The organism is Leifsonia sp. ZF2019, from assembly GCF_019924635.1.
In the GTDB taxonomy this organism is placed as follows: domain Bacteria; phylum Actinomycetota; class Actinomycetes; order Actinomycetales; family Microbacteriaceae; genus Leifsonia.
The window spans coordinates 4088869-4111691 of sequence record NZ_CP065037.1 but is presented as its reverse complement, the minus strand read 5'-3'; the positions used below and the strand labels follow the sequence as shown (position 1 = coordinate 4111691).

General features: G+C 67.3%; 24 protein-coding genes. 14 read left to right on the top strand and 10 right to left on the bottom strand.

Going from position 1 to position 22823, the window contains the following annotated elements; translation table 11 throughout:
• Window positions 1–46: 46 nt before the first annotated feature.
• The 5 genes from IT072_RS20010 to IT072_RS19990 are packed head-to-tail and all read right to left on the bottom strand — an operon-like array spanning window position 47 to window position 7078.
• Window positions 47–805: an SDR family NAD(P)-dependent oxidoreductase gene (locus IT072_RS20010; protein WP_223358589.1), complete on the bottom strand. Its 759-nt coding sequence runs from the start codon at window positions 803–805 to the stop codon at window positions 47–49.
• Window positions 796–2010 carry an ATP-NAD kinase family protein gene (locus IT072_RS20005; protein WP_223358588.1) on the bottom strand — a complete coding sequence of 405 codons (1215 nt, stop codon included), beginning with the start codon at window positions 2008–2010 and terminating at the stop codon, window positions 796–798. The genes IT072_RS20010 and IT072_RS20005 overlap by 10 nt, the downstream gene beginning before the upstream one ends.
• Window positions 2007–3623 (bottom strand): aminomethyl-transferring glycine dehydrogenase subunit GcvPB, encoded by a 1617-nt coding sequence (gene gcvPB, locus IT072_RS20000; protein ID WP_223358587.1) that lies wholly within the window; start codon window positions 3621–3623, stop codon window positions 2007–2009. Before gcvPB ends, IT072_RS20005 begins: the two co-directional genes overlap by 4 nt.
• Window positions 3620–5032, bottom strand: a complete 1413-nt coding sequence (gcvPA, locus tag IT072_RS19995; RefSeq protein WP_223358586.1) for an aminomethyl-transferring glycine dehydrogenase subunit GcvPA — start codon at window positions 5030–5032, stop codon at window positions 3620–3622. The genes gcvPB and gcvPA overlap by 4 nt, the downstream gene beginning before the upstream one ends.
• 9 nt (window positions 5033–5041) lie before the next feature.
• Entirely contained in the window at window positions 5042–7078 is a 2037-nt protein-coding gene (locus tag IT072_RS19990) for a beta-galactosidase (RefSeq protein WP_223358585.1), read from the bottom strand.
• A 141-nt stretch (window positions 7079–7219) separates the two neighbouring features.
• On the opposite strand from IT072_RS19990, the gene IT072_RS19985 reads away from it, so the two are divergent.
• The 5 genes from IT072_RS19985 (at window position 7220) to IT072_RS19965 (ending at window position 10267) form a co-directional block, all read left to right on the top strand.
• Window positions 7220–7879, top strand: a complete 660-nt coding sequence (locus tag IT072_RS19985) for a GntR family transcriptional regulator (protein WP_223358584.1) — start codon at window positions 7220–7222, stop codon at window positions 7877–7879.
• A 3-nt stretch (window positions 7880–7882) separates the two neighbouring features.
• Window positions 7883–8296 (top strand): ASCH domain-containing protein, encoded by a 414-nt coding sequence (locus IT072_RS19980; protein ID WP_327058957.1) that lies wholly within the window; start codon window positions 7883–7885, stop codon window positions 8294–8296.
• 278 nt (window positions 8297–8574) lie between these two features.
• A complete protein-coding gene (locus tag IT072_RS19975; RefSeq protein WP_223358583.1) occupies window positions 8575–8859 on the top strand; it encodes a hypothetical protein in 285 nt (94 codons plus the stop codon).
• Between the two features lie 371 nt (window positions 8860–9230).
• Complete coding sequence (locus IT072_RS19970) at window positions 9231–9419, top strand: hypothetical protein (protein ID WP_223358582.1); 189 nt, start codon at window positions 9231–9233, stop codon at window positions 9417–9419.
• Between the two features lie 62 nt (window positions 9420–9481).
• Window positions 9482–10267: an alpha/beta fold hydrolase gene (locus IT072_RS19965; RefSeq protein ID WP_223358581.1), complete on the top strand. Its 786-nt coding sequence runs from the start codon at window positions 9482–9484 to the stop codon at window positions 10265–10267.
• Between the two features lie 509 nt (window positions 10268–10776).
• On the opposite strand, the gene IT072_RS19960 is transcribed toward IT072_RS19965, so the two are convergent.
• Window positions 10777–11010, bottom strand: a complete 234-nt coding sequence (locus tag IT072_RS19960; RefSeq protein ID WP_223358580.1) for a histidine ammonia-lyase — start codon at window positions 11008–11010, stop codon at window positions 10777–10779.
• Between the two features lie 297 nt (window positions 11011–11307).
• Between IT072_RS19960 and IT072_RS19955 the strand changes: the two genes are divergently transcribed.
• From IT072_RS19955 to IT072_RS19940, 4 genes are all read left to right on the top strand, one after another.
• Window positions 11308–11763: a hypothetical protein gene (locus IT072_RS19955; protein ID WP_223358579.1), complete on the top strand. Its 456-nt coding sequence runs from the start codon at window positions 11308–11310 to the stop codon at window positions 11761–11763.
• An 893-nt stretch (window positions 11764–12656) separates the two neighbouring features.
• Window positions 12657–12788, top strand: coding sequence for a ribonuclease domain-containing protein (locus IT072_RS21450; protein ID WP_223361025.1), 132 nt, complete (start codon window positions 12657–12659; stop codon window positions 12786–12788).
• Between the two features lies 1 nt (window position 12789).
• On the top strand, window positions 12790–13278 hold the full coding sequence (locus IT072_RS19945; protein ID WP_223358578.1) for a barstar family protein: 489 nt from the start codon (window positions 12790–12792) through the stop codon (window positions 13276–13278).
• 637 nt (window positions 13279–13915) lie between these two features.
• The gene (locus IT072_RS19940) at window positions 13916–14413 is read left to right on the top strand and encodes a DUF4265 domain-containing protein (protein WP_327058923.1); all 498 of its coding nucleotides are present in this window, start codon (window positions 13916–13918) and stop codon (window positions 14411–14413) included.
• Window positions 14414–14546: 133 nt separating this feature from the next.
• Here IT072_RS19940 and IT072_RS19935 read toward each other — a convergent pair whose 3' ends face one another.
• A complete protein-coding gene (locus IT072_RS19935; protein WP_223358577.1) occupies window positions 14547–14993 on the bottom strand; it encodes a hypothetical protein in 447 nt (148 codons plus the stop codon).
• A gap of 311 nt (window positions 14994–15304) precedes the next feature.
• Between IT072_RS19935 and IT072_RS19930 the strand changes: the two genes are divergently transcribed.
• From IT072_RS19930 to IT072_RS19910, 5 genes are all read left to right on the top strand, one after another.
• The gene (locus tag IT072_RS19930) at window positions 15305–15736 is read left to right on the top strand and encodes a hypothetical protein (protein WP_223358576.1); all 432 of its coding nucleotides are present in this window, start codon (window positions 15305–15307) and stop codon (window positions 15734–15736) included.
• 357 nt (window positions 15737–16093) lie between these two features.
• A complete protein-coding gene (locus IT072_RS19925) occupies window positions 16094–16618 on the top strand; it encodes a hypothetical protein (RefSeq protein ID WP_223358575.1) in 525 nt (174 codons plus the stop codon).
• A gap of 256 nt (window positions 16619–16874) precedes the next feature.
• Window positions 16875–17288: a hypothetical protein gene (locus IT072_RS19920; RefSeq protein WP_223358574.1), complete on the top strand. Its 414-nt coding sequence runs from the start codon at window positions 16875–16877 to the stop codon at window positions 17286–17288.
• Between the two features lie 1048 nt (window positions 17289–18336).
• Window positions 18337–18801: a hypothetical protein gene (locus IT072_RS19915; protein WP_223358573.1), complete on the top strand. Its 465-nt coding sequence runs from the start codon at window positions 18337–18339 to the stop codon at window positions 18799–18801.
• Between the two features lie 51 nt (window positions 18802–18852).
• Window positions 18853–19290: a hypothetical protein gene (locus IT072_RS19910; protein WP_223358572.1), complete on the top strand. Its 438-nt coding sequence runs from the start codon at window positions 18853–18855 to the stop codon at window positions 19288–19290.
• A 4-nt stretch (window positions 19291–19294) separates the two neighbouring features.
• Here the strand turns inward: IT072_RS19910 and IT072_RS19905 are convergent, their stop codons facing one another.
• The 3 genes from IT072_RS19905 to IT072_RS19895 are packed head-to-tail and all read right to left on the bottom strand — an operon-like array spanning window position 19295 to window position 22823.
• Complete coding sequence (locus IT072_RS19905; RefSeq protein WP_223358571.1) at window positions 19295–20971, bottom strand: amylo-alpha-1,6-glucosidase; 1677 nt, start codon at window positions 20969–20971, stop codon at window positions 19295–19297.
• Entirely contained in the window at window positions 20968–21861 is an 894-nt protein-coding gene (locus tag IT072_RS19900; RefSeq protein ID WP_223358570.1) for a carbohydrate ABC transporter permease, read from the bottom strand. The genes IT072_RS19905 and IT072_RS19900 overlap by 4 nt, the downstream gene beginning before the upstream one ends.
• Window positions 21858–22823 carry a carbohydrate ABC transporter permease gene (locus tag IT072_RS19895; RefSeq protein WP_223358569.1) on the bottom strand — a complete coding sequence of 322 codons (966 nt, stop codon included), beginning with the start codon at window positions 22821–22823 and terminating at the stop codon, window positions 21858–21860. Before IT072_RS19895 ends, IT072_RS19900 begins: the two co-directional genes overlap by 4 nt.

The following is a 22823-nucleotide window of genomic DNA, read 5'->3' as shown; positions in this document are numbered from 1 at the left end:
CGGGTCATCACACCCCGAAACTCCTCCGGTGGACACCGGCCGATCGCTACGCGATCCCGCCCCCGTCGACGACCATCGCCGACCCCGTCACGTACGACGACTCGTCGCTCGCGAGCCACACCACGGCCGCCGCGATCTCGGTCGGCTCGCCCATGCGGCGCAGCGGGCGGTCGGCGGCCTCGGCGAGGAACGATCCGGTCTCCTGCCCGAGCTGGCGGGCCTCGTCGCGCAGCATCCCGGTGTTCACGTCGCCCGGGTTGACCGAGTTGACGCGGATGCCCTGCGGGCCGTGGTCGATCGCGAGGGCGCGGGTCATGTTGACGACCGCGCCCTTCGAGGCGCAGTAGGAGATCGCCTGGCCGCCGCCCTTGAGGCCCCAGCCGCTGCCGGTGTTGATGATGGAGCCCTTCCCGGCCGCCGCCATGACGGGCACGACGTGCTTGCACATGAGGAAGATGCCGCGCACGTTGACCCCGAAGACGCGGTCCCACTCCTCGACGGTCGTGTCGACCGCGGTGGTGCGGCGGATGATGCCGGCGTTGTTGAACGCGATGTCGAGTCCGCCGAAGGCCTCGACCGCGGCGGCGACCGCGCGCTCGACGTCGGCCTCGGCGGAGACGTCGGCCGCGATCGCGACCGCGTCGCCTCCGGCCGTACGGATCTCGGCGGCGACCGCCTCGGCCGCCTCCTGCTGCAGGTCGACGACGGCGACGCGGGCGCCCTCCGCGGCGAAGGCGAGGGAGGTGGCGCGGCCGATGCCGCCCGCTCCTCCGGTGACGATGGCGGACTTGCCGGCTAGACGCATTCGGGATCTCCTTCGATGGGGGCCGCGGTGGCGGCACTGACAGGGTAGATGCTCGCCGCGGCGGGCCCGGTGACCACCGTCAGGTGGCCGGCCAGCCGCGCGTCGAGCGCGGGGTCGCCGGTGTCGACCAGCAGGGGCCGGCCGGCGAGGTCGATGAGTTTCTGCTCCGTGGCGACCACGAGCAGGGGATGCGGCCCGAGCGCCGCGACCACGCGCGGGGAGAGCTGCTGGTTGCCACGGCCGAGCACGAAGCCCTGGCCGCCGATCACGGTCACGACGGCCCGGGCGGCGTGCCCGGCGATCGCGGCGAGGGCCTGGTCAGCGGTCACGTCGCGGGCGAGCATGCGGCCGTCCTCGATGACGTCGACGCCGAGGGGTGTGGTGTCGAGGCCGAGCACGCGGCCCACCTCGGCTGTGGTGCCTCCCGGGCCGAGCAGATAGCGCGTGCCCGGCCGCAGCTGTTCGACGGCTCCGACGGCGGCGCGGTGCACCGCCTCCCGCTCGCTCGCGGGGGTGGAGGCTTTGCGCGCCTGGGTGCGACCGGGCGCGGCGGGAACCGGAACGAGGGCGAAGAGCCGCGGGTCGGGCCGCCCGGCGCGCAGGGTCTCCTCGTCGAGGTCGAGCACCTCGGCCTCAGCGGTGGGGAGGGGATGGTCGGTCCAGGCGGCGGCCAGCGCCCCGGCCGCGGCGGGCCCGACCGCGAAGCAGCCCGAGTACATCTTGACCCCGGCGGGGACGCCGAGCAGGGGCACGCCCGCGGGGAGGCCGCGTGCCACATCCCGGGCCGTGCCATCGCCTCCCGCGAAGAGCACGAGATCCGCGCCTGCCGCGCCGAGGGCCATCGCCGCGCGCGCCGTGTCCTCCCCGGATGTCCCGCCGTCGAGGGGCGACTCGTTGCGGTCATCCGCGCCGAATGACCGCAACGACGCGCCCCTCGACGCCGGGGCAGGTCGCGAGTACACGACTCGGGGGGTCAGGCCGGCGGCGCGCACGGCATCCTCGCCCATCGGGCCTGCGGCCGTGAGCACCTCGGTGCCGGGATGCGCCGCCGCGAGCACGGCCAGCGCCTCCCGCGCCCGCTCGGACGCGCGCGGACGGCCGCCGCGGCGCAGCGCCTCCCGCTGCACCGCCGCGCCGTCGCTCCCGGCCAGACCCGCGGGCCCGCCGATCCCCGCGATCGGGTTCACGACGAGCCCGATGGTCACGCGGCGGCGTCCTCGTCAGTGGCCGCGCCCGCGGGAGCGACCGCGGCCTCCCCGCCGAAGTACTTGCGCTGGTACGCGCGCCAGGTGACCGCCCACCGCTCCGGGTCGTCGAGGTCGTCGTGGTGGGTGTGGTGCACGGTCTGGTTGTGCGGGGCGGTGCGCACGACCTCCGGGGTCTCGCGGGCCTCCCGCGCCACCTCGGCCAGCACGGCCGCGTACTCGTCGAGCTCGGCCATCGAGTACGACTCGGTCGGTTCGAGCGTGAAGGGCTGAGGCACCACATAGGGGTGGTGGCTGGTCCAGTAGTGCATCCCGAAGTCCGCGGCGCGGATGCCGATCTCCTCCGAGCTGATGCCCGTCTCCTCGAACAGCTCCTGCCACGAGTAACGCACCTGCTCGATGCGGCGGCGGCCGGTCGCGTAGGGGGCGCTCGCTCCCGGGATCTCCAGGATGCGCTTCATCAGGTAGTTGTTGTTGAGCACGGCGGTCTCGGCCACCGCGCGCAGCCCGGGGGCGCCGAGCGCGCGGATCCAGGCGTAGGTGCGCACGATGTTCGGGATGACGCCGTAGAACGGCGCGACGGACCCGATCGACTGCGGCCGGTCGCCGTCGAGCACGTAGCGGTCGCCCACCTTCTCGACCACCGGTCCGGGCAGGAACGGCACGAGCGCCTCCGACACCGCGTTAGCGCCGGATCCCGGGCCGCCGCAGCCGTGCGGAGTTCCGAAGGTCTTGTGGAGGTTGAAGTGGCACACGTCGAAGCCGGCGTCGCGCGCCCGCGTGATCCCGAGGATGCCGTTCGCGTTCGCCTGGTCGTAGGAGGCGAGGGCCCCGACCGAGTGCGCCAGCTCGACCCACTCGCGGATGCGCGGGTTGTAGATGCCCGTGTCCTCGGGGTTGGTGACCATGATCGCGGCCGTGCGGGGCGAGATCGCCGCGCGCAGCGCCTCCACGTCGGGGTAGCCGTCGGCGTCAGGGAAGATCGTGATGACCTTGTAGCCGGCCATCTTCGCCGCCGCGGCGTTCGAGGGGTGCGAGAAGATCGTCGTGATGACCTCGTCCCGCTGCTCGGCCTCGCCGCGCGACGCGTGGTAGGCGCGGATCATGGAGATGTTGGCCCAGATCGCCTCCGAGCCGCCGCTGGTCTGCAGCGAGACGCGGCTCATCCCCGAGATCTCGGCGAGCATCCGCTCGGTGCGCCAGACGATCTCCAGCACCCCCTGGGCCGACGCCGGGTCCTGCAGCGGGTGCAGGTCGGTCAGGTCGGGGGTGCGGATGATCGTCTCGTTGACCTTGGGTGCGTACTTCATGGTGCAAGTGCCCTGGCCAACGTCGACGTTGAGGTCGGCGCCGAGGTTCTCCTGGCTGAGGCGCAGATAGTGCTTGAGCACGCGCATCTGGCCGATCTCGGGGAGGGCCGGGGGCGCGCTGCGGCGCAGGGAGGCCGGGAGGGCGGAGACGACGTCGCCGACGGCCTCCCGCACCTCGGGCTCGACCTGCGAGGGCATGACGCCGCGCTCGCCGGGGGTGTGCAGCTCGAAGACGATCGGCTCGTCCCAGCGCGCCTGGTGGAACCGGCGCAGGGCGGGCTTGGGGGCGATGGGGAGGCTCATGCGGCGTGCTCCTCGGTGGTGGTGGTGGTGGATGCTGTGGATGCTGCCGTCAGCGCCGCGCCGAACGCGGCCGCGAGGTCGTCGATGTCCGAGCGTGTGTTCTGCTCCGTGACGCACACCAGCAGGCGGGCGTCGTCGAGCGCCAGCCCGGGCTCGAACCCCTCGACGCGCAGCGCGGCGACGACCTCCGGGGCTGTCCGTGCGGCGTCGCTCAGGTCGAGCACGAACTCGCGCAGGTGGGCGGCGCCGTCCCCGTCGCGGACGCCCGGGAGCGTCGTGAGCGCCTGCCGGGCGTACGCCGTGCGGGCGAGGAGCGTCTCGCCCACCTCGGCCATGCCCTGCGGGCCCATCAGCGCCAGGTGCACGCCGGCGGCGATGCCCCAGAGCGCGGCGGCCGTGCCGACCCACTCCTTCCCTTCCTCGCGCAGTGCGAACGAGGTGCGGTCGTAGGCGACGTCGCCGAAGCCGTACTCGCCCGGGACGTCCGTCGTCGCCAGGCCGAAGAGGCGCGACGGCATCTCCATCACGAACCGGGTGTCGTCGCGCACGGCGATGAACCCGGCGTGCGCCCCGCCGTACCAGGGGTGGAGGCCGAGGGACTGGATGTCGCCGTGCACGATGTCGGCGCCGGCATCCGCGGGGGAGGCGAGCACACCCAGCCCGACCGGGTCCGTCCCTGCCACCAGCTGGGCACCGGCGGCGTGGGCGGCCTCCGCGAGCTCCGCGACCGCCGTCTCCAGGGCGCCGTGGAAGCTCGGGGTCTCGACCCACACCGCGGCGGTGTCGTCGCCGATCAGCGCGCGTGCCGTGGCGACATCGGCGACGCCGTCCACGGTCGGGACGATCGTCAGGTCGGCGATCGGCTGCACATAGTCGCGCACCTTGCTCAGCTTGTCGGGGTGCGCGTCGCTGACCAGCAGGATGCCGCGGCGCCCGGTGATGCGCGTCGCCATGGCGAGCGCCGTCGCCGCCGACTGGTAACCGTCATAGGTGGGCACGTTCACCACGTCGAGGTTCAGCAACTCCGCCATCAGCGACTGATACTGGAACAGCGCCTGGAAGCGCCCGTGGTCCTCGTAGGGCTCTCCGGCGTAGGCGGTGAGGAACTCGCTGCGGTTGATGACCTCGTCGACGACGGCCGGCACCGCGTGGTTGTACGTGCCGGCGCCCAGGAAGAGGCGGCCCGGCTCGACCGCGCGGTTGCGGCGCAGCAGGCCGCCGACGTGGCGCACCAGGTCCTGCTCGGCGACCAGCGGCTCCGGGAGGTCGAGGTCGCGGCCCAGCCGCAGGTCGGCCGGGACGTCCGCGTAGAACTCCTCGACGCTCGCCGCACCGACGGCGTCGAGCATCGCCTGCCGCGACGCGGGCGCCGTGTTCGGCACGTAGGGGTGGACGAAGGGGTGGGTCATGCTTGCCTCTCAGTTGGTCGCAGGGCGGTTCGCGGGATGCGCCACCACGGCGACGCCGAACGCGTCCAGCGGCAGGCCCGCCCCGGCGTCCGCGCCGGTGAGCAGGTCGGTGCCGCCCGGGATGCGCGGCGCGTTGCGCGCCTCCCGGCCGTGGTTGAGCACGAAGGTGTAGTCGGTCTCCCCGTCGGTGCGGGTCACGATCTCGAGGGCGCTGTCCGGTTCGCGGGCCGCCAGCCCGGCCGCGGCGAAGACGGAGGAGAGCACGGCGCGCATCCCCTCGTCGTCCAGTCCGGCTGCGAGGTACCAGGCGGCACCGGCGCCGTGGCCGCGGCGGGTGACCGCGGCCAGCCCGGCGAGCTCGCCGTCGGCGAAGCGGCCGAGCACCTCCGTGCCGTCCGCGGTCTCGATCCATTCGCCCCAGACCCGGGTGGAGTGCACGACGCCGCCGAGCTCGACGGTGCGGTGCCCGCCGTCCGGCAGCGGCCACCACTCGTCGACCTCGAGGCCGAGCAGGGCACGCAGCGGGCCGGGCGCCCCTCCCGGGTGGACCTGTTCGCGGTGGTCGACGACGCCCGAGAACGGGCCGACGACCAGCTGGCCGCCCGCCGCGACGAACGCCTCCAGCGCCGCCGCCTGCTCCTCCGTGGCCGCGTAGAGGTTCGGGACGAGCAGCACGCGGTGTTCGCCGAACGGTCCGGTCGCGCGGGCGACGTCCACCGGCTGTCCCAGGGCGAACGCTGCCGCGTGCCAGGCCCGCGCCTCCGTCAGCCAGTCGAGGCGCTGCGACGGCATCGACTCGCTCTGCGTCAGTCCCCACCATGCGTCCCAGTCGGCGACGAGCGCGACCTCGGAGCGGACGCGCGCGCCGCGCACCGGCTCCAGCCGCTTCAGCTCCGCGCCGAGCTCCTTCGTCTCCTGGAAGCTGCGGCTGCGCTCGCCGCGGTGGCCGAGCATCGCGGAGTGGAACTTCTCCGGCCCGAACGTCGCCTGCCGCCACTGGAAGAACATGACCCCGTCCGAGCCGTGGGCGACGGCCTGCAGGCTGCCGAGCCGCATCTGCCCGGGCGCTTTCGGCACGTTCACGTCGCGCCAGCTGACCGCGCTCGGCGCCTGCTCCAGGAGCAGCCAGGGGCGGCCGTCCTTGAGGCTGCGCATCAGGCCGTAGTTGAGGGCGGCGCCGACGTGGGCGAGGGGATCGGCGGGGTCGGGATACGCGTCGTCGGTGACGAGGTCCTCCGCGTCGGCGAACCGCCAGTAGTCCAGCTCGCGGAACAGGCTCATGAAGTTCGTGGTGACGGCGATCTCGGGCGTGACCTCCCGCAGCACGTCGACCTCCGCCTGGAACAGCTCCAGCAGTGCGTCCGACGAGAACCGCTCGAAGTCGACGATCTCGGCCGGGTTGATCGGGCCGGTCGCTGTGCGCGGGGGCTCGATCTGGTCGAAGCTCAGGTAGTTCTGGCCCCAGCAGCTCGTTCCCCACGCCGCGTTGAGGCCCGCGATGTCGCCGTAGCGCGCCTCCAGCCAGCGGCGGAAGTGGCGGGCCGACTCCGGGCACCAGCACCGCGAGACGTGGTCGCCGTACTCGTTCGAGACATGCCAGAGCGCGAGTGCGGGATGCTCGCCGTAGCGCTCCGCGAGGGCTCGCGTCAGTCGCAGGGCGGCCTCCCGGAACACCGGCGAACTCGGGCAGTACGTCTGCCGTGAGCCGAACTCGAGCCGCACGCCGTCCGCGTTCCACGGCAGCACCTCGGGATGCTCGCGCACCAGCCACGCAGGCGGCGTCGCCGTCGCGGTCGCCAGGTCGATGCGGATGCCGTGCGTCCAGAGCAGGTCGATCACGCGGTCCAGTCCCGCGAAGTCCCACACTCCCGGCTCCGGTTCCAGCAGCGGCCACGAGAACACCGGCAGCGTCACCAGGTTGACCCCCGCCTCCACCATCAGCCGCGCATCCTCGGCCCAGACCTCTTCCGGCCACTGGTCCGGGTTGTAGTCGCCTCCGTAGGCGAGCGCGTCGAGCCGGATGCTCCGGGGTGCGGGGATCGTCATCGGTCTCCTTGGACGTCGGTCGGGGGCGGTCTCTTGTGTCGATTCAGTGTCGACTGTATTCTGTATACAGTAACGCTAAAGCGATCGTCGCGACGGGTCAACCCCTAAGCTGGCGACCAGAGTCCGGCCGGGAGGGGTCACATGGCGATCGAACGCAAGAATCTGCGTTCCCAGGTGCGGGAGGAGCTCATCGCCCGGATGCGCGCGGGGGACGTCCGCCCCGGCGAGAGCATCAACGAGGTGCAGCTCGCCGCCGAGCTCGGCGTCAGCCGCACCCCGCTGCGGGAGGCCCTGATCGCCCTCGAGAGCGAAGGCCAGATCGAGAGCGAGAACGGCAAGGGCTTCCGCTTCGTGCCCCTCAGCGCCCGCGAGTTCGAAGAGCTCTGCCCCATCATCGTCACCCTCGAATGCCTCGCCCTCGATCTGTCGCCCCTCGACGACCTCGCCGCCCTCGGAACCCGTCTCGCCTCCCTCGCCGCGGACTTCTCCGACGACGTCGCCCAGCACGCGGTCGTCAACCGCAAGGACGACGAGTGGCACAACCTCATGCTCAGCGCGTGCCCGAACCGCACGCTCCTGGAGCAGATCACCCAGGTGCGCAGTGCCATCCACCGCTACGAGTCCCTCCTCGTCGGTGGCGAGGTCCTCGTGGAGCGCTCCGCTGCCGAGCACGCCATCATCGCCCGGCACCTCGTCGAGCGCGACGTGCCCGCGGCCAAAGCGGCTCTCGCGGAGAACTGGACGAACGGGGTGCGGCGGCTGCTGGCGGATGCGGGGATCAAGTGGGAGCGGTTGGGGTAGGGGCTGTCCGAGTACCCGATCGCTGAGTTCGGCTTCCCCGGCCCCACGAGGGACCGCCTGGTTGCCGCCATCCTCGCCGGCGAGAAGACGGCGACCACCTCGCTGCTCATCGAGTACGAACGTGAGAGCGAGCCGCTTCCGGAGGTCGGGGACCGTCAGGCGATCATCGACTCGGAGGGCGTCGTGGTCGCGACGATCGAGATCACACGAGTGGACATCCTCCCGCTCGGCTCCGTACCTCTCGCCCACGCCGTCGCCGAGGGCGAAGGATGTCGCACTGTCGAAGAATGGCGCGCTCAGCACGACGCCTTCTGGTCGAGCACGGAATTCCTCGACGGCCTCGGTGCGCCGTGGCCGATCATCGACGACCACGCAGTTGCCGTGCTGGAGCGGTTCGCTGTGGTGGCGCGGGTGTGAAGGTGTGGACTGGAGACAGTAATGCTCGGCCTGCTTAGCCGTCGTGAGCTCGATTCCCGTCGTGCCCCCGCGACGCCCATGATGCGTTTCTTCTGAAGGTGGCAAGAATGGCTTTTCGGATAACCAAATCATCATTCAAAGCTTGGCGATCCGCCCCAGATGTGATCAAGATCGCCGTTGCGCTCCTTGTTGTCACTAGTGGAGTGCTACTCGTTTCAGGAATCGTTGATATGGCTACTGGTTCGGCAAGACCGCTGTCTGACGCAACCGTCTCGCGAATGACCACTAAGGGGGAGAACCTCGGCGCGGATGTCGGTATCTTCGTGATCTTCCTCATCTTCGCGCTCATAATCGTGATCCTGTCGCTGGCCCCGGCGGCTCTGGGCCTCTTGATGTTAGGCGGAACTTCTGAAGCGCGGGTCGTCCTCATTGTTGTGGGACTTGTCGTTCTTGCTCTAGGGTCATCGGCGGGGAACATTCCGGTGGTTCTGACAGGCGTGCTGATCCTTGCTGCGGTAGTTCTCGCATACCTTCCCTCTTCACGAGCACACTTTTCAGGTTGAGTCCAGTATTATCGCTTTCCCCATCTCGTGTTGCGTACGCGCCGATCAGGTGGCCAAGGCATGACTGCCCGGTCTTAGACTTCGGCGAGATGCTCGCTGATCGATGTTATTGAAGGGTGTCATCCCCGATAAGCGAGACGGGGCGGCGGCGCGAGAGCGACGCAGGAGCCGTGGCGGCCTCCCGCCCGGGTTCGACGCCACCGCCTACGCGATCGAGCGGTTCTGCGGTCTCGCGAACCAGTGGTGCGGCATCGCGACGCGCCTCGACTATCCCGAGTTCTGGCTCGCTAGCGAAGCGGGTCGGGAACGAGTACAGGGGCAACCGGCCCGGCGTCCGCTACGAGTCCCTCCTCGTCGGCGGGGAGGTCCTCGTGGAGCGTTCCGCCGCCGAGCACGCCATCATCGCCTGGCACCTCGTCGAGCGCGACGTGCCCGCGGCCAAGGCGGCTCTCGCGGAGAACTGGACGAACGGCGTGCGGCGGTTGTTGGCGGATGCGGGGATCAAGTGGGAGCGGTTGGGGGTAAGGGGGGCTCGACGGGGACGCTTCGGCATCCGTTAGCATGGCGATCGCACCGCTCTCACGGCTGCCGGCGCAGCACACCGAACACCAGAGAGGCCGCCATGACCGACCAGACGCTCACCCGTCCCGGTGCCACCCTCGCCTACGAGGTCGACGGCGCCGGCCCCACTGTCGTGCAGGCCCACGGGCTCACCGCCGGCCGGGACGCCGACCTGGCCATCCTCGATGTCCGCGGTCTGGCCTCACGCGGCCACCGACTGGTCCGCTACGATGCGGCCGGCCACGGTGGATCCCCGGGTTCGCACGATCCGGAGCGCTACCGTTGGCCTGCGCTGGCCGACGACCTGCTCGCCCTGCTCGACACAGTCGATGCGGACGATCCGGTGGATGCTGTCGGCGTCTCCATGGGGACGGGCACCATCCTGACCGCCGCCGTGCGGCATCCCGAACGGTTCCGCCGGCTGGTGCTCGCGCTGCCACCGACCGCGTGGGGGACGCGTTCCGCTCAGGCCGCCGCGTACCGGCAGATGGCCGACATGATCGAGGAGCGGGGCTGGGACGCCCTGGTCGAGGGGATGGCGTCGTCGCCGATGCCGATGCCGCCGGTCCTGGAGGAACGCGGTGCGCCGCTGCGGACCCAGCTGCGACCGGAGACAGCAGCGACCGTACTGCGCGGCGCAGCTCTCTCGGACCTGCCGGAGCCGTCCGCCATCGCCGCCCTGCGGATGCCGGTGCTGCTGCTTCCCTGGACTGGCGACCCCGGGCATCCGCTCTCGACCGCCGAGCGGCTGCACGAGCTGTTGCCCGACTCGACGCTGGTGGTCGCCGAGCACGCGACGGACGCGGACACGTGGCCCGACCGGATCGCGGCCTTCCTCGAGACGTGATCGGGCGCGATCGGCCTGGTGCACGCTGCCGGTCGGCACGGCGCCGATGGTCATCCCCGGGGGAGCTCTGTCTGGGGCGCGTGCGAACGCAATGACCGCCCCAAGGATCATCCGATCCGCCCGCAGCGGGTTCTCCGTTTCGTCCATCGTGTGACTGCGGCTGTCCGCCGCGACCGGCGTGCCATGATGTCGCATTGATCACGACCTGGTCGGCCCACCGGGCTCGATCGATCGCCGGTGATCATCTCGTGGACGAGGGGATGGTCCGCGTCGGATCGCCCCGAACGAGACGGGGGTGTGCGGGTGCGACGTCGGGCGTCGCGGTCCCGCGCTCGGCTGCAACGCCGAGTGGCCCGGAGGCGTCCGAGAGCACTGCCCACGCAGGAGCCGCGCCGACGCTGCTCGGCAGCGGGTCGGGCGCGGGTGAACGCAGTGAGGACGGCGGCCGGCGGATGCCGGGATCACGGACGAGCGGTCGGCCTAGCCGCCGTTCGCTGACCGATCGCCCGTCAGTCCGCTGGACTGCCCGGAGCGAACGCGTTGCCGGGCCCGTGGATGCGCCCCGTGGATGGGTCGACCCAGTTGCCCGACCCGGTGGCTCGGTGCCAGCGTTTGTGGAAGGCGAGATCGGTATCGGCGGCGTCGACGACGGCCGCACCGCACAGGTCGCAGATGCGCAGGATGACGATGTCGCCGTCCGCGGTCGTGACCGAGACCGCGCCTTCCGGGAATACGACGCCCATCGAGCCCCCCTGTCTGTGACCGACCGTCGTGGTCAGGTTCCGAGACTGCCACAGCCGGAGCTCTACCGCGAGACCTGCACCGCCAGATCCACGAACAGCGCCGCGTGAAGCGTCAACGGCGAGGAACGATACAAGTATCAACACAACATCAACCTGGTCAACGAGAAGACGAATGAGATTGTTGGTCGCTATACGGCTAACGTTGTGGTGAATTCGGAGGGCAAAATCGTTACGGCGTACCCGAGGACGGTTCCGCTCTGGTCCGAGGACGATGACGATTGGCTCAAGGGATGACTGATGAATGACAGTGCGTTGTCTTCATCCCGCAAGAGCGCCCTTGAGAGTCGAATCTGGGCGGCTTTCGAGGCGCAGGATTTCGTCCTGGAGTGTAATCAACCCGCGGGTTTGCTCCTGGTTCGCGAGCCAACTCATGGGTCCACGCACAAGATGACTGTGGAATTCGATGTCGACAGAGCAGTCGCGGACTGGGATGAGTTGCTCGCCAATCGTCTGAACCCCATCGACCACAGCGGTTGGTCGGAGGTGGATTTCGTCGTGGCTGAACTCATCGAGCGGTTGTGGGATGGCGCCAGCACGGCCTCGGTCACTGTGAATCGCTTAGTCTACGAGAACACTTACTTCGAAGGTATTCCAAATCCTAAGCGTCGAGCTCGGCATGCATTCCCAGGTGAGGGATCCTTCAAATGGGTGCTCGACCGCAGCGAAAACCCGCCGGGCATTGGCCCAGGCTAGAACCGGCAGATCTCGAAACGAGCCGCATAATCAGCGGAATCAAGTCGATCCCCACTCATGGCGACACACAGAACCACAGTGAACCGTCCCCGGTTTGATGCCGCGTGGACGCGGCCCGGGCTCTTGGCCGTTGGTTCTGTGAGAATCGGGGTGCTCGTAGAGAGGGTTCTTTCTCATGCCGCTTCAGTATTCGGCGGGGTTTCGCATGCGCGCGTTGAAAGTGGTTGATGAGGACGGCCTGCGTCGACCGTGGCCGGTGAGTTCGATCTCCGCAAGGGGATTCGGAATCGAATCTGACGACTGTGTCGCCACTCTCAACGGATTGCGCATGAAGCTCGTCCTTCACGAGTCGGGCTGCACATCATATGAAGCCCACAATGGGTGCCGCGCGCATGTCGGTGCAAGTTCTGGGCAGTGTGTGGGGAGAGCCAGAATTGACTGACGAGACAGCGATGCCTCCGCTGGCGCCGAAACCGGTGCGAGGGCCTTCAGCGTATGAGCTGAACCGAATCGCCGTACCTCCGATTTTCATCGGTTGAGGCTTCGGTCTTCTTTCGCTCCCTATGAGAGCCGGCCTGCTCGGACATAGTCTCTCTGTCTTCACGGCGATCGCCGTCGCCGCGTGGTCCGTTGGCGGGGTCGGTCTTCTCGCCCTCGGGCTCCAGAAACTTCAGGAGCGGAGAGAGATGAAAGCGGGCTACGTCACACTCGAGGGCCATCTTGAACTTCCCCGGCTCGATCGCCGCACCAGCGTGGTGATTCGGATGCCCGGCGCGCCGGAGCCGACGCGTTCGCAGATCACGGCCATCCGACGGAGTGCGCGCCGCGGGCTGCGTAAGCCTGAGCGGGACTGAGCCTGACAGTTTGCGGAGTACCAACCCAATGGGGCCACGATTACGTATAAGGAGCGGGACGTGAACCCAGCTGGGCCCGCCGAGCGAGACGCGGAGAGAATAGTCACCGGCATCGACGGGTCGGCGTGGTATGCAGACGATCACTACGCAACCGTTGTAAGGATTCGATAGCGTGAGCGAACGCGTCTTTTTCAGCTCCTACTCTGCTCAGATCGAGATTCCGCGTTACCGACTCCTGAGAGATGGGTTCGTCGCACCCAGACTGGACGGACGCCGCATGCGATCGTGGGACACGTTCTATTCAGAGATTGCAGCAGCTTGCCAGTTCCCCACCTATTTCGGCCGGAACTTTGCTGCGACTGCCGATCTGCTCACCGACTTCGAATGGCTGCCGGCCGGAAAAGGCAGAGTTCTCTGTATTGCTTTTGCGGATGACGTGCTCGTCGACGAGGATGCTGAGGAATTGGGATCCGCAGTTGATCTATTCGAAGGTGCTTCAGAGTACTGGCGCGGCGGGACTACAGATCGCGACATCTGGGGCAACGAACTCGGGGCGTCGGTGTTCGCCGTCGTCCTACATTCCGCTCTTGCTCCGGGCGACGGTTCGCTCGCCCGCTGGCGACACTTGGGTGGAACACTTACGTCATTCGACAACTTCTAACTGGACGTGGGGTCGTACTCGAGTATTCCTGGGAGGGACTGTTGGGTTCAGCTGGGCGTGGTGACCGGTTGCGTACATTCGCATGGGTTCCTGCTGCACTTTGGGCGGGTGTGCTGCTCGTCTCGGTGCTCACGGCCGTTGGTCGGATTCAAGTACCGGGATTCCTGATCGCCTGCCTCATCGTCTCCATCGCCGCGTGGGGAGGCTCGCTCATCTGGCTATCTCTCAACGATCGAACGAAGTCGACTGTCAGCTCACGTGGCGTCTTCCGCACCTTAGCGGCGGGTTTCCAGCGTGATACGTCGGCGTTGAGCTTCGTGCTCCCCATCATGTGCCTCGTAAGTGTCGGTGTGTTCGTGGCCGGAGCGATCGTGCTTCCGCGAGGAACAGGATTGGAGCAGGTCGGGGACACGTACTTCCAGACGGGAGAGAACGGCCGACAACTAATTCCCGCGAGCGCAGCCCTCTACTTTCAACTTGCGCGGGACGTCCTGGTTCCGACAGGCCTCGCCTTGATTGCCTGTTGTCTTTCGACGCTCACACTCAGAGGTGCTGCGCGTTCGCTTGAAGCCCATCTGTACGGGGGCTAAGTCATGTCGCGTGAAGCCTCCCCGGTTCTCCCCACTGGGTTACGACCGTGAGGATCGCAACGCATCAGGAGCCGGTATGGCGATCGCGGGCCAACTTCATCTTCCACGCATACGTGGACGGGGACCCCAACTATAGGGAGCAGCTATGGGGCAGGCGTGTGGAGCCAGGCCTGGTCGAGTTGTGCTGTATTCCCTTCCTGCTGTATGACATTGCGCTCGGCGATCTGGTTCGAACTAACGATCAGAACATCCTGGAAGCGGCGGTCGAACGTCGGGGTCGGGTCGCATTCAGGTTTTGGCTGCACGAGGCCGAGTTGGGACCGAGCAAAGAATTGGCATCGCGTTTAGTCGATATGGGGGCGCTTGTCGAGTGGTCATCACCGCACCTGCTATCCATCGACGCGGCGGATCAACGGCTGGCGCGTGTAGTGGCAGGTGCGCTCTCGGAGCTTGAGAATGCCGGAATAGGGGTCTATGAGACGGCCGACAGGGCCCACCCCAGTGGCGTGGGTTCGACCGACGGCGATGGTCACCGTTCGGTGTAATAACGGTCAAAAACGTTAAAAACTATGGATCCCAGGATTACGACCAGGGCTCACAACGTCCTAGGCAATGTCGTCACCGGAGCTGCAGATGACGTCTAGTTCAAGTAGTCCCCCGGAGGGACCGTGGGATGTCTCAGACATTCGCGCCGCCTATCTGCAATCGCGCCTCGGTGTGGGTGATCGACCGGAGACCTACCCCGCGCTTGCCGCTCAAGTTCTCGCCGATGGCACTGACGGCTCTGAGCTCTCCTATTTGGCTGGGCTGAGTTCGCACGATGAACCTTGGCGCATCGTCGATGCTTTGGAGCAAATCGCAGAGCGTTGCAATTGGGTGAGCGAGGACGATACGGCAGACGTCCTGTTGTTGGCGGATCTTTGGGTCGAGCAAGCTGCGTTCGGAAAGCTCGATCTTCTGCTCATGGCGAAACTGATCGCGGATGACCTCACTCGGCGCATCGGTGTCGCCAGCCTGTCCCGCTTTCTTCCAATCATCGGCGTGTATTGGAGTTGGGAAGAACGCACGATGAGCGAGGCGATCGCCCGCGGTGAACTCGCCGAGTTGGTCCAGCAGATAGTCCACATACCGAGGCCGGACAGCGAATAATGGCTGATTGATGAGGTCACTGTGACTCCGCGCGCCAGAATTTCTTGGGGGAGCGGGCGGGCGGTGCCGCTGGTGTCGATGCCGGCACGTTGGACCGGACCTGTCGCTCAGTGCAGGTGGGGCGGGCCGGGGTAAGTGTGGAGGGACCGTGTTCGCCGTCGTCCTGCATTCCGCTCGTGCTCCGGGCGATGGTTCGCTCGCCCGCTGGCGACACTTCGGTCGAGCACTCCCGTCACTCGACGCTTTCTCGTCGAGCGGGGAGTTCGCCCAAGCTCAGGAGGTAGTCGATGAATGAGAGTCAGCTGATTCGCGCTCGAAAGAAAGCACTTCACGAGAGGATCTGGGAGGCGTTTCGGGCCGAGGATTTCGTTCTGGACGTCGACCCGGTCCTCGGCGCTCTCGTCGTGCGTGAGCCTCGACACGGGTCGAAGCATGAACTAACCGTGGAGTTCGATGAGAACCGCGCCGTCGCGGACTGGGACGACCTGCTCTCACATCATGTGAATCCATTGGATCGATCGGCCTGGGCTGAGGTGGAGGTGGTGGTCGCAGAGATCTGCGATCGCCTCTGGGATGCCGGCATGGTGGCATCTGCCAGCGCGGATCGCCTGGTCTACGAAGGTGGCTATTTCAATGGAATCCCGAACGGAGAGCGTCGCGGAAGAACAGCTCCCCCCGGGGCTGAAGGCTCACTCCGATGGGAGCTAGAAGACGAATAGGGCTCGTCGAGGCCCGCTGGTGACGTTCCGAAGTAGCCGCTGCGGCTGCTCGAGAACTGTACGAGTGGATCGGCCTGACTTTCGTCCTATGGGGAGCCTTGTCAATGTCGCGGCGACGTTCCAGTCCACGATCCCGCGGGAGAAGCTTTTGTGACGACGTGGGGGTGGTGGGCGTGCTATCCGCAGTATTTTCGTGACTGGGCGATACGGCTGCTGTCGAGGGCGGTAAAGAGGATCGGACCTGACCACAGCGAACGTAGGCCGGACATCGGCCCAAGCTTGAACCCGCAGCGCTACACGCCGATCTCGAAACGAACCGGACGAATAGTCAATCCAGGGATAGGAGAAGACTCGACAATGACGGCCAAGAACAGTCCAACTTCGTCGACTTTCGAGAATGAACTCCGACTTCTGTCCAGGGCCAACGAACTTCCCTTGTACGAGTTCGACCCCTTTGACGAAAGCTTCTTTCTCGAGTGGTCGCTCCTCGATGTTCGGCTAGTTGCGTTTCGGTCTCGAATAGGTGTTCTCGTGGCCTCGTGGGGCGAGACCGAACCAGTCAACTCGGCGCTCCTCATCGGCGATGGCGTCCTGGGCATTCATGTGGCAGGCCCCCGTCAAGTCAACGAACTCACCGCTTGGACCATGGGGCGAACCTCGTTTGCCGAATCACAAGCCGGTTCGTCGCTTCAGCTGCTTGACATCAATGACGCCGACAACAAGATCGAGATTGCGGCGAAGCGGATCGAGATTCGACTCGGCTACTGCGCTGTACTTCGGTCGCCGCAGCCCGATTTTGTCGACCTCTCGCCGGAAGATGCAATGAAGGCCACCCCGAACTGGGCCTCAGCCTTCCAACCGACATTCGCGGCAGCAAGATGATCCCATTACGGGAACCCGTGTAGGAATCCTGTGATGGATGGCGTTGGGCGAGCTCGCTACGCCGACGACCTTGACGTCCTCAACGACTTGATGGATCAACTGAGGATGGTGAGATCTAAGGGCGGCGACGGCGAGTCGATTGGAAACCTCGACGACTGCATGGGCACATGACAAAACCGGTCCGCCATCGACTGGTCCGAATTCGGACCCGCTGGCGCTGGTGCTGTCACGGGGATAGTCATCCTAGGAGGAATCATTGTTTCGCCGATCGCGACAGCAACTGGGTGACCCGGTTGATGGTGTCATCCTCAGCGCGGGCTGCACCTTTCCAAAGGCGACTGACGAAGTCGAGTTGTTGATTCCGAGCGTCGCGAGCGTACGCAAGTCTGAAAGCGGTGGCGTGATTGCGGTTATTTCACCAACGACTTCATTCCGAATCGCTGACGCCACCGATAGGCAGTCGCAGTTCTCAGACGCGTTCGACGCCATCATCTCCAAAGTGGATGCGCATGGAATCGATGCGGCATTCCTGACGCGAAATGACGGCGACCTGTGGGTATCAGTGTCCCTTGCTTCAGCGAGTGGGCAAGCTGGGATCGTCTTCACACCGGCGATGGTCGCTGCGCTTGCTATGCGAGGTGGATATATAGACGTCGACGCACTTGCATGAGCACCGTGCACACGCTGTTTCCTGTCGGCCGACTCGGTTCTGGCGCTGGACAATCCGCAACAGAACAACGGCACTCGTACTCCGCGAACAACCGAGTGACCAATAGCGGTCCAAAGCTGGAGCGCCACGGATCCGACCATCACAACCACTGTGGTTTCGGGGGGACTGGGTCTCGGCCTCTACATCGGTGCAGGAGGCACCTACACCTGGGCGTTGAGATGAGTTCCTACCACCCTTCCCGGTGCTCGCCGTCTGTACGATGTACCGTTCAAACGCCGGCAACCAAGCGCATGGAATCGGGTCGAGGAGGTGCATTTGGCTAGAGTTTGGAATCGCTCGGAGCGTTCATGGCGAGCGGTTGGGATCTCCCTGATAGTAGGATGCGCAACGGTAGGGTCAGCAGCATTTGCGGTGCCGGAGCTGCAAAATGCAACGGTTGGTCTGATAGCTGCTCTCTGTGCGGTCGTCTATTCGGTGGCGGTGTTTGCTGATGCGTTGGTTCGATGGGGAGGCCGTTCGTTGATCCCGCTTCGTGGCCGAGTCAGTATGTACGGTCGGGTACGCCGCTATACCAGTGGGCTTCGCGGAAGGGCGTTGCTGGCAGCTCTGGCAGTGCTCGCCCTGGGGTTGGGGTTCGCGGTTGTCGCATCACTTTACAAAGCCCTGTTGGCTACTCCGGCGACGTCGTGGGGCGGTTTGGCGATCGCGATCTGGCTCTCGGGTGCCGCGATCGTCTGGTTCTCCGCGACTACGCAATCCACGGGCGTCCAGAGGATCCACGACCGGTAGCAGATTCCGGCGGCGGCCTTCTGATCGACGCCCGGGCCAAGCATCCGGAGCGCGACGTGCCCCAGCCGGGCCCGCCGGGCGAGACGAGGAAGGGATAGTCTCGAGTCCCCCTCACCGCGGCCGACCGTCGTGGTCAGGTTCCGAGACTGCCACAGCCGGAGCTCTAGCGCGACACCCCCATCGATGACAAACCGGATACTCTTCGTTCAACCATCAAATGGAGGTGATCCGGATTCCGTCGCGGCCCCATCCATTCTGGATGTCCATTTCGTTCACCTTCGTCTCCGCGGTGGCAGGGCACCTGATCGCGATGATCCCGTCCCTCGGCCTGACGGAGCCGCTGTTCAGCGGCTTCTACCTGGCGTTCCTTATCGCTTGGACGATTCCGGCTGCGCTTGCGGCGGGAGCGATCCTCGGATTCTACGGGTGGGTGGTACCTGCCACCGCCCTCCGATCACATCGGACAGGGGCGATAGCCGAGACGCTCATCGTCGCCGGCTACGCCGTCGTGGCGGGGGGATGCTTCGCAGTAGTCTTCGGACGGCTGTGGACGACCGCCGTGTGGTGGGGTACCGCGTACGGAGCGGCGGTTGGCGCCCTTGCCGGCATCCTGATCGTGCGCGGCGTTTTCGCTCGAGCCCGATGGGAGTCGTCTCGTGATGGTCGTGCAGCCGTCGTGGACGAACCCGCTGAGCGGCGTGGAGAGATCGACGTAGCGAGCTGAACGTGTCTCGGCTCATCGAGACGGTGTCCGAACAGGGCGGGAGGGGCGATCGTGCGCAGGAAGCTGCTGGTGTTCGCGGTGCTGGTTGGGCTTCTGAGCACTCTCGTGTACCAGGGCGCAGGACTCCTGGAAGTGGCGCTCACTGATGCGAGCCACGTCGTCTGGGGCTGGGTCTTCGCGAGCTTGGTGCTCGTCGTACTGCCCGGTGGACTCGCGTTGGCGCTGTGGCTGGCACTGGTGGGTCTCATCTCGTTCGAGCAGGCCTCGCTCAGGCGGCCGGGCTCGGTGGCGGTCGTCCTTGCCAGCGCGATGTTCGGCGCGATACTCATCTGGTTCGGGGTCTTCTCCGCAATCCAAGGATCGGTAGCAGGGATGATCGTCGCGGCGCTCCTCGCGCTCCTCGTGGGCGTGACCACGTGGGTACGCTTTAGTTCGCCTTCTCGTGAGGGGAGCGCGCCGGCGACCGAAGGCGAGCGAGGTCGCAGGTAGAGCGCTACCGCGACACCCCCACCGCCAGATCCACGAACAGCGCCGCCGACCACCCGAACGCGGTCGTGGCCGTGCGCGCCTTCTCGCCCGTCGCCGGGTTGAAGTACTCGTGCGGCCCGCCGCCGTGGATCACGAGCCGCAGCGTCTGCTCGATCAGCTCGCGCGCACGCTCGGCCTGCCCCGACACGGCGAGCCCCTCGGCCAGCAGCGCGTTGACGTTCACCCATACCGGGCCGCGCCACATGCGCTCGTCGGAATATGACGGGTCGCGGCGCGCCACGGTGGGCACGGTCCAGGTCGACGCGAACCGGTCCGGGTCGTCCAACGCGGCGAGGATACCGGTGACGTAGCGGCCCGGAAGTCGGCCCGTGAGCAGGGGCAGCAGGGAGACCACCGCCTCCGCATCGACCGGCGTCCCGGCGCCCGCCGAGCGGAAGAACCCGGCCGAGTCGTCCCACATCCCCTCCAGCAGCTCCAGGGTGCGCGCCGAGCGGGTGGCATGCCGGGCGGCACCCGCGGCGTCGCCGACGGACCGCGCGCGGGTCGCCAGCAGGTCGTCCTGCACGATCAGGTAGGCCGCGAGGTCGGGGGAGGCCACGGGCAGCTCGGCGTCGAAGACGGGGCTGTCGTCGAGGCCGGAGGAATAGGGGTGGCCGTACTCGGGCATCCCGTCGCCGTCGAGGTCGGAGTGCGCGAACCACCAGTCCTGGCTGCGCGCGACGGTCGCCCAGGCGGTGTCGAACCAGGCCGGGTCGTCGACGAAGTCCTCCAGGCGGCGCAGCGCCCAGGCGGCGAGGGGCGGCTTGGTCAGCGGGATGGGCGCGGACGGATCGGCGATGGCGGAACCGGCGCGGCGCAGGTTCTCGCGGTCGCCGGGCGGGAGGTCGTCGCTGGAGGCGAGCACACCCTCGTCGTGGACGACGTCCGGCAGCTGTCCGTCGGCCGTCGGGAACGCGAAGGCGAGCTCCAGCTGCTCGCGGGCGAGCTCGGGGTCGCCGTGGCGGAGGCCGGAGGCGATGAAGTAGGCGTCCCACTGCCACAGACCGACGTACCCGATCTTCGACGGCACGACGGCCCGGGCGCCGCGGCCGGGCAGCGACACGATGTTGGCGCCGAGCACCCACCAGCAGAAGGCGGTCATGTCGGCGAGGTCCTCGCGCACGGCAGGGGTGCGCTCGAACCACGCATCCCACACCCGCGCCGTCTCATCGAGCGCCCGCGCATGTCCCTCGGCGTCGGGATGCTCCGAGACCTGTGCCACGAATCGGGCGTCCGGCCGGAGCTCTGTGGAGGCCGGAGTCACGGCGATGCGCAACGCGGAGGACGTCCGCACGGCCGGTGCGAACGGGAGGTCGAGCTCGGCCGACCAGGCGACCGTGCCGTCGCCGCCCAGGCTGAGGGCGTCCGAGCCATCGAAGGTCAGCGTGACTCCGGCCTCCCCGAACTCGATGCGGTCGGCGGTCACGGCGGTCACGGCGGCCGCGCGGCCGGACGGTCCGAGAACGCGCAGGGTGCGCACGAGCACGCAGTCCTCCAGCCGTCGCTCGTACTCGGCCAGCCGCACCGTCACCCCGTCGCCGGCCCGCTGCACCAGGATGCGCGAGCCCGGGAAGGTGAACGGCGCCGACTCGAGGTCGAGGAACGGGGAGACCCGTGCGGCGGTCGCGGCGGCGCGGCTCATCGGCCGCCCAGCCCCGACGCCGCCATCGAGTTCAGGATGCGGCGCTGGCCGATCACGAACGCGATCAGCATGGGGATGGTCGCGATGGCCGAGGCGGCCATGATCAGCCCGTAATTGACAGACCCGTACTGGCCGCGGAAGCTCTGCAGCAGCAGGGGGACCGTGAACAGGTCCTGCGAGTTGAGCAGCACGAGTGGCAGCAGGAAGTTGTTCCAGGTGCTCAGCGCCACGATGATCGCGAGCGCGCCGAGGCCGGGCTTCAGGTTCGGCAGGATGATGCTCCAGAAGATCCGCCAGCGGCCCGCGCCGTCGACGAGCGCCGCCTCCTCCAGCTCGCGCGGCAGGGACAGCACGAACTGGCGCATGAGGAACACCGCGAACGGGTTCGCCAGCGCGGCGGGCACGATCAGCGCGAGGTGCGAGTCCACCCACCCCAGCTTCGCCATCAGGAAGTAGAAGGGGATGAGCGTGACCTGCATCGGGATCATCTGCGTCGCCAGGAACAGCACGAAGAGCACCTTGCTGCCGCGGAACGGGATGCGCGCGAACGCGTACCCGGCCATGGCGGCGGTGACGAGGGTGCCGACGACGACGAGCACGGCGATGTAGATCGTGTTCCAGTACGCCTGTCCGAACGGCACGTCGTTCCAGGCGTCTACGTAGTTCTGCAGCGTGAACGGCTGCGGCCAGACGCTCAGCGGGTCGTTCAGCAGCTGCGGGAGCGACTTGAACGAGGTGATGAGCATCCAGAGGAAGGGGAACACCATCGCGAGGCCGCCGAGCAGCAGGACGACGTGCAGCAGCGCCTTGCGGGTGCGGGAGGCGGCGCGGCCCGGGTGCGCGTCGGGGATACGGGCCGGGGATTCGGTGGGGGCCGTGGCCGTGGTCATGCGGCACCATCCTCGTAGTGGACGAACTTCTTCTGGGCGGCGAACTGGATGCCCGTGATCACCAGCGTGATGATCAGCAGGATGATCGACGCGGCGCTGGCCGGGCCGAACTGGAACTTGCCGAAGCCCAGGTCGTAGATGTGATAGACGATCGTGCGGGTCGCGTTGTCGGGTCCCGCGTTCGCGGTGAGGATGAACACGGTGTCGAACGTCTGTAGCGAGCTGATGAACGCGATGACGGTCGAGAAGAAGATGATCGGTGACAGCAGCGGCAGCCGCACGCGGAAGAACAGGGTGATCGCGCCCGCGCCGTCGAGCCGGGCCGCCTCGATCACGGCCGGCGAGATGTTCTGCAGGCCCGCCAGGAAGATGATCACGTTCAGGCCGACCGATGACCAGATGGTCACGATGCAGACGGCGATGAGCGCGAGGTGGGGGTCGCCCAGCCAGTCCGGCGGGGCGGTGTGGAACACGTTCGCGATGAACCCGCTCAGCACGCCGTCCTTGCGGAACAGCTGCTGCCAGATCATCGCCACCGCGACCGACGACGTGACGACGGGCGCGAAGAACAGGATGAGGTAGAGCGTGCGCGTCTTCAGCTTCTCCAGCGCGACCGCCAGCACGACGGCGAGACCGAGCCCGATCGGCACCGTGATGAGGGCGATGAGGAGCGTGTTGACGATCGACCGTCCGAAGAGCGGGTCGCTCAGCTCGGTGCGGAAGTTGTCGAAGCCGACCCAGCTGAGGTCGTTCAGGCCGTCCCACTGGGCGAACGCCAGCACGAGGCTCGCGATGAACGGCACGACGACGAACAGGGCCATGCCGAACAGCTGCGGGCCGACGAAGACGTAGCCCCAGCGGCGGTCGCGACGCCGCCAGGCGGACTCCTTGCGGAGCCCGCCCGGCGTCGCGGGAGGAGTCTCGGCCTCGGGGGCGACCAGTGCTTCCCTGACTGCGCTCAC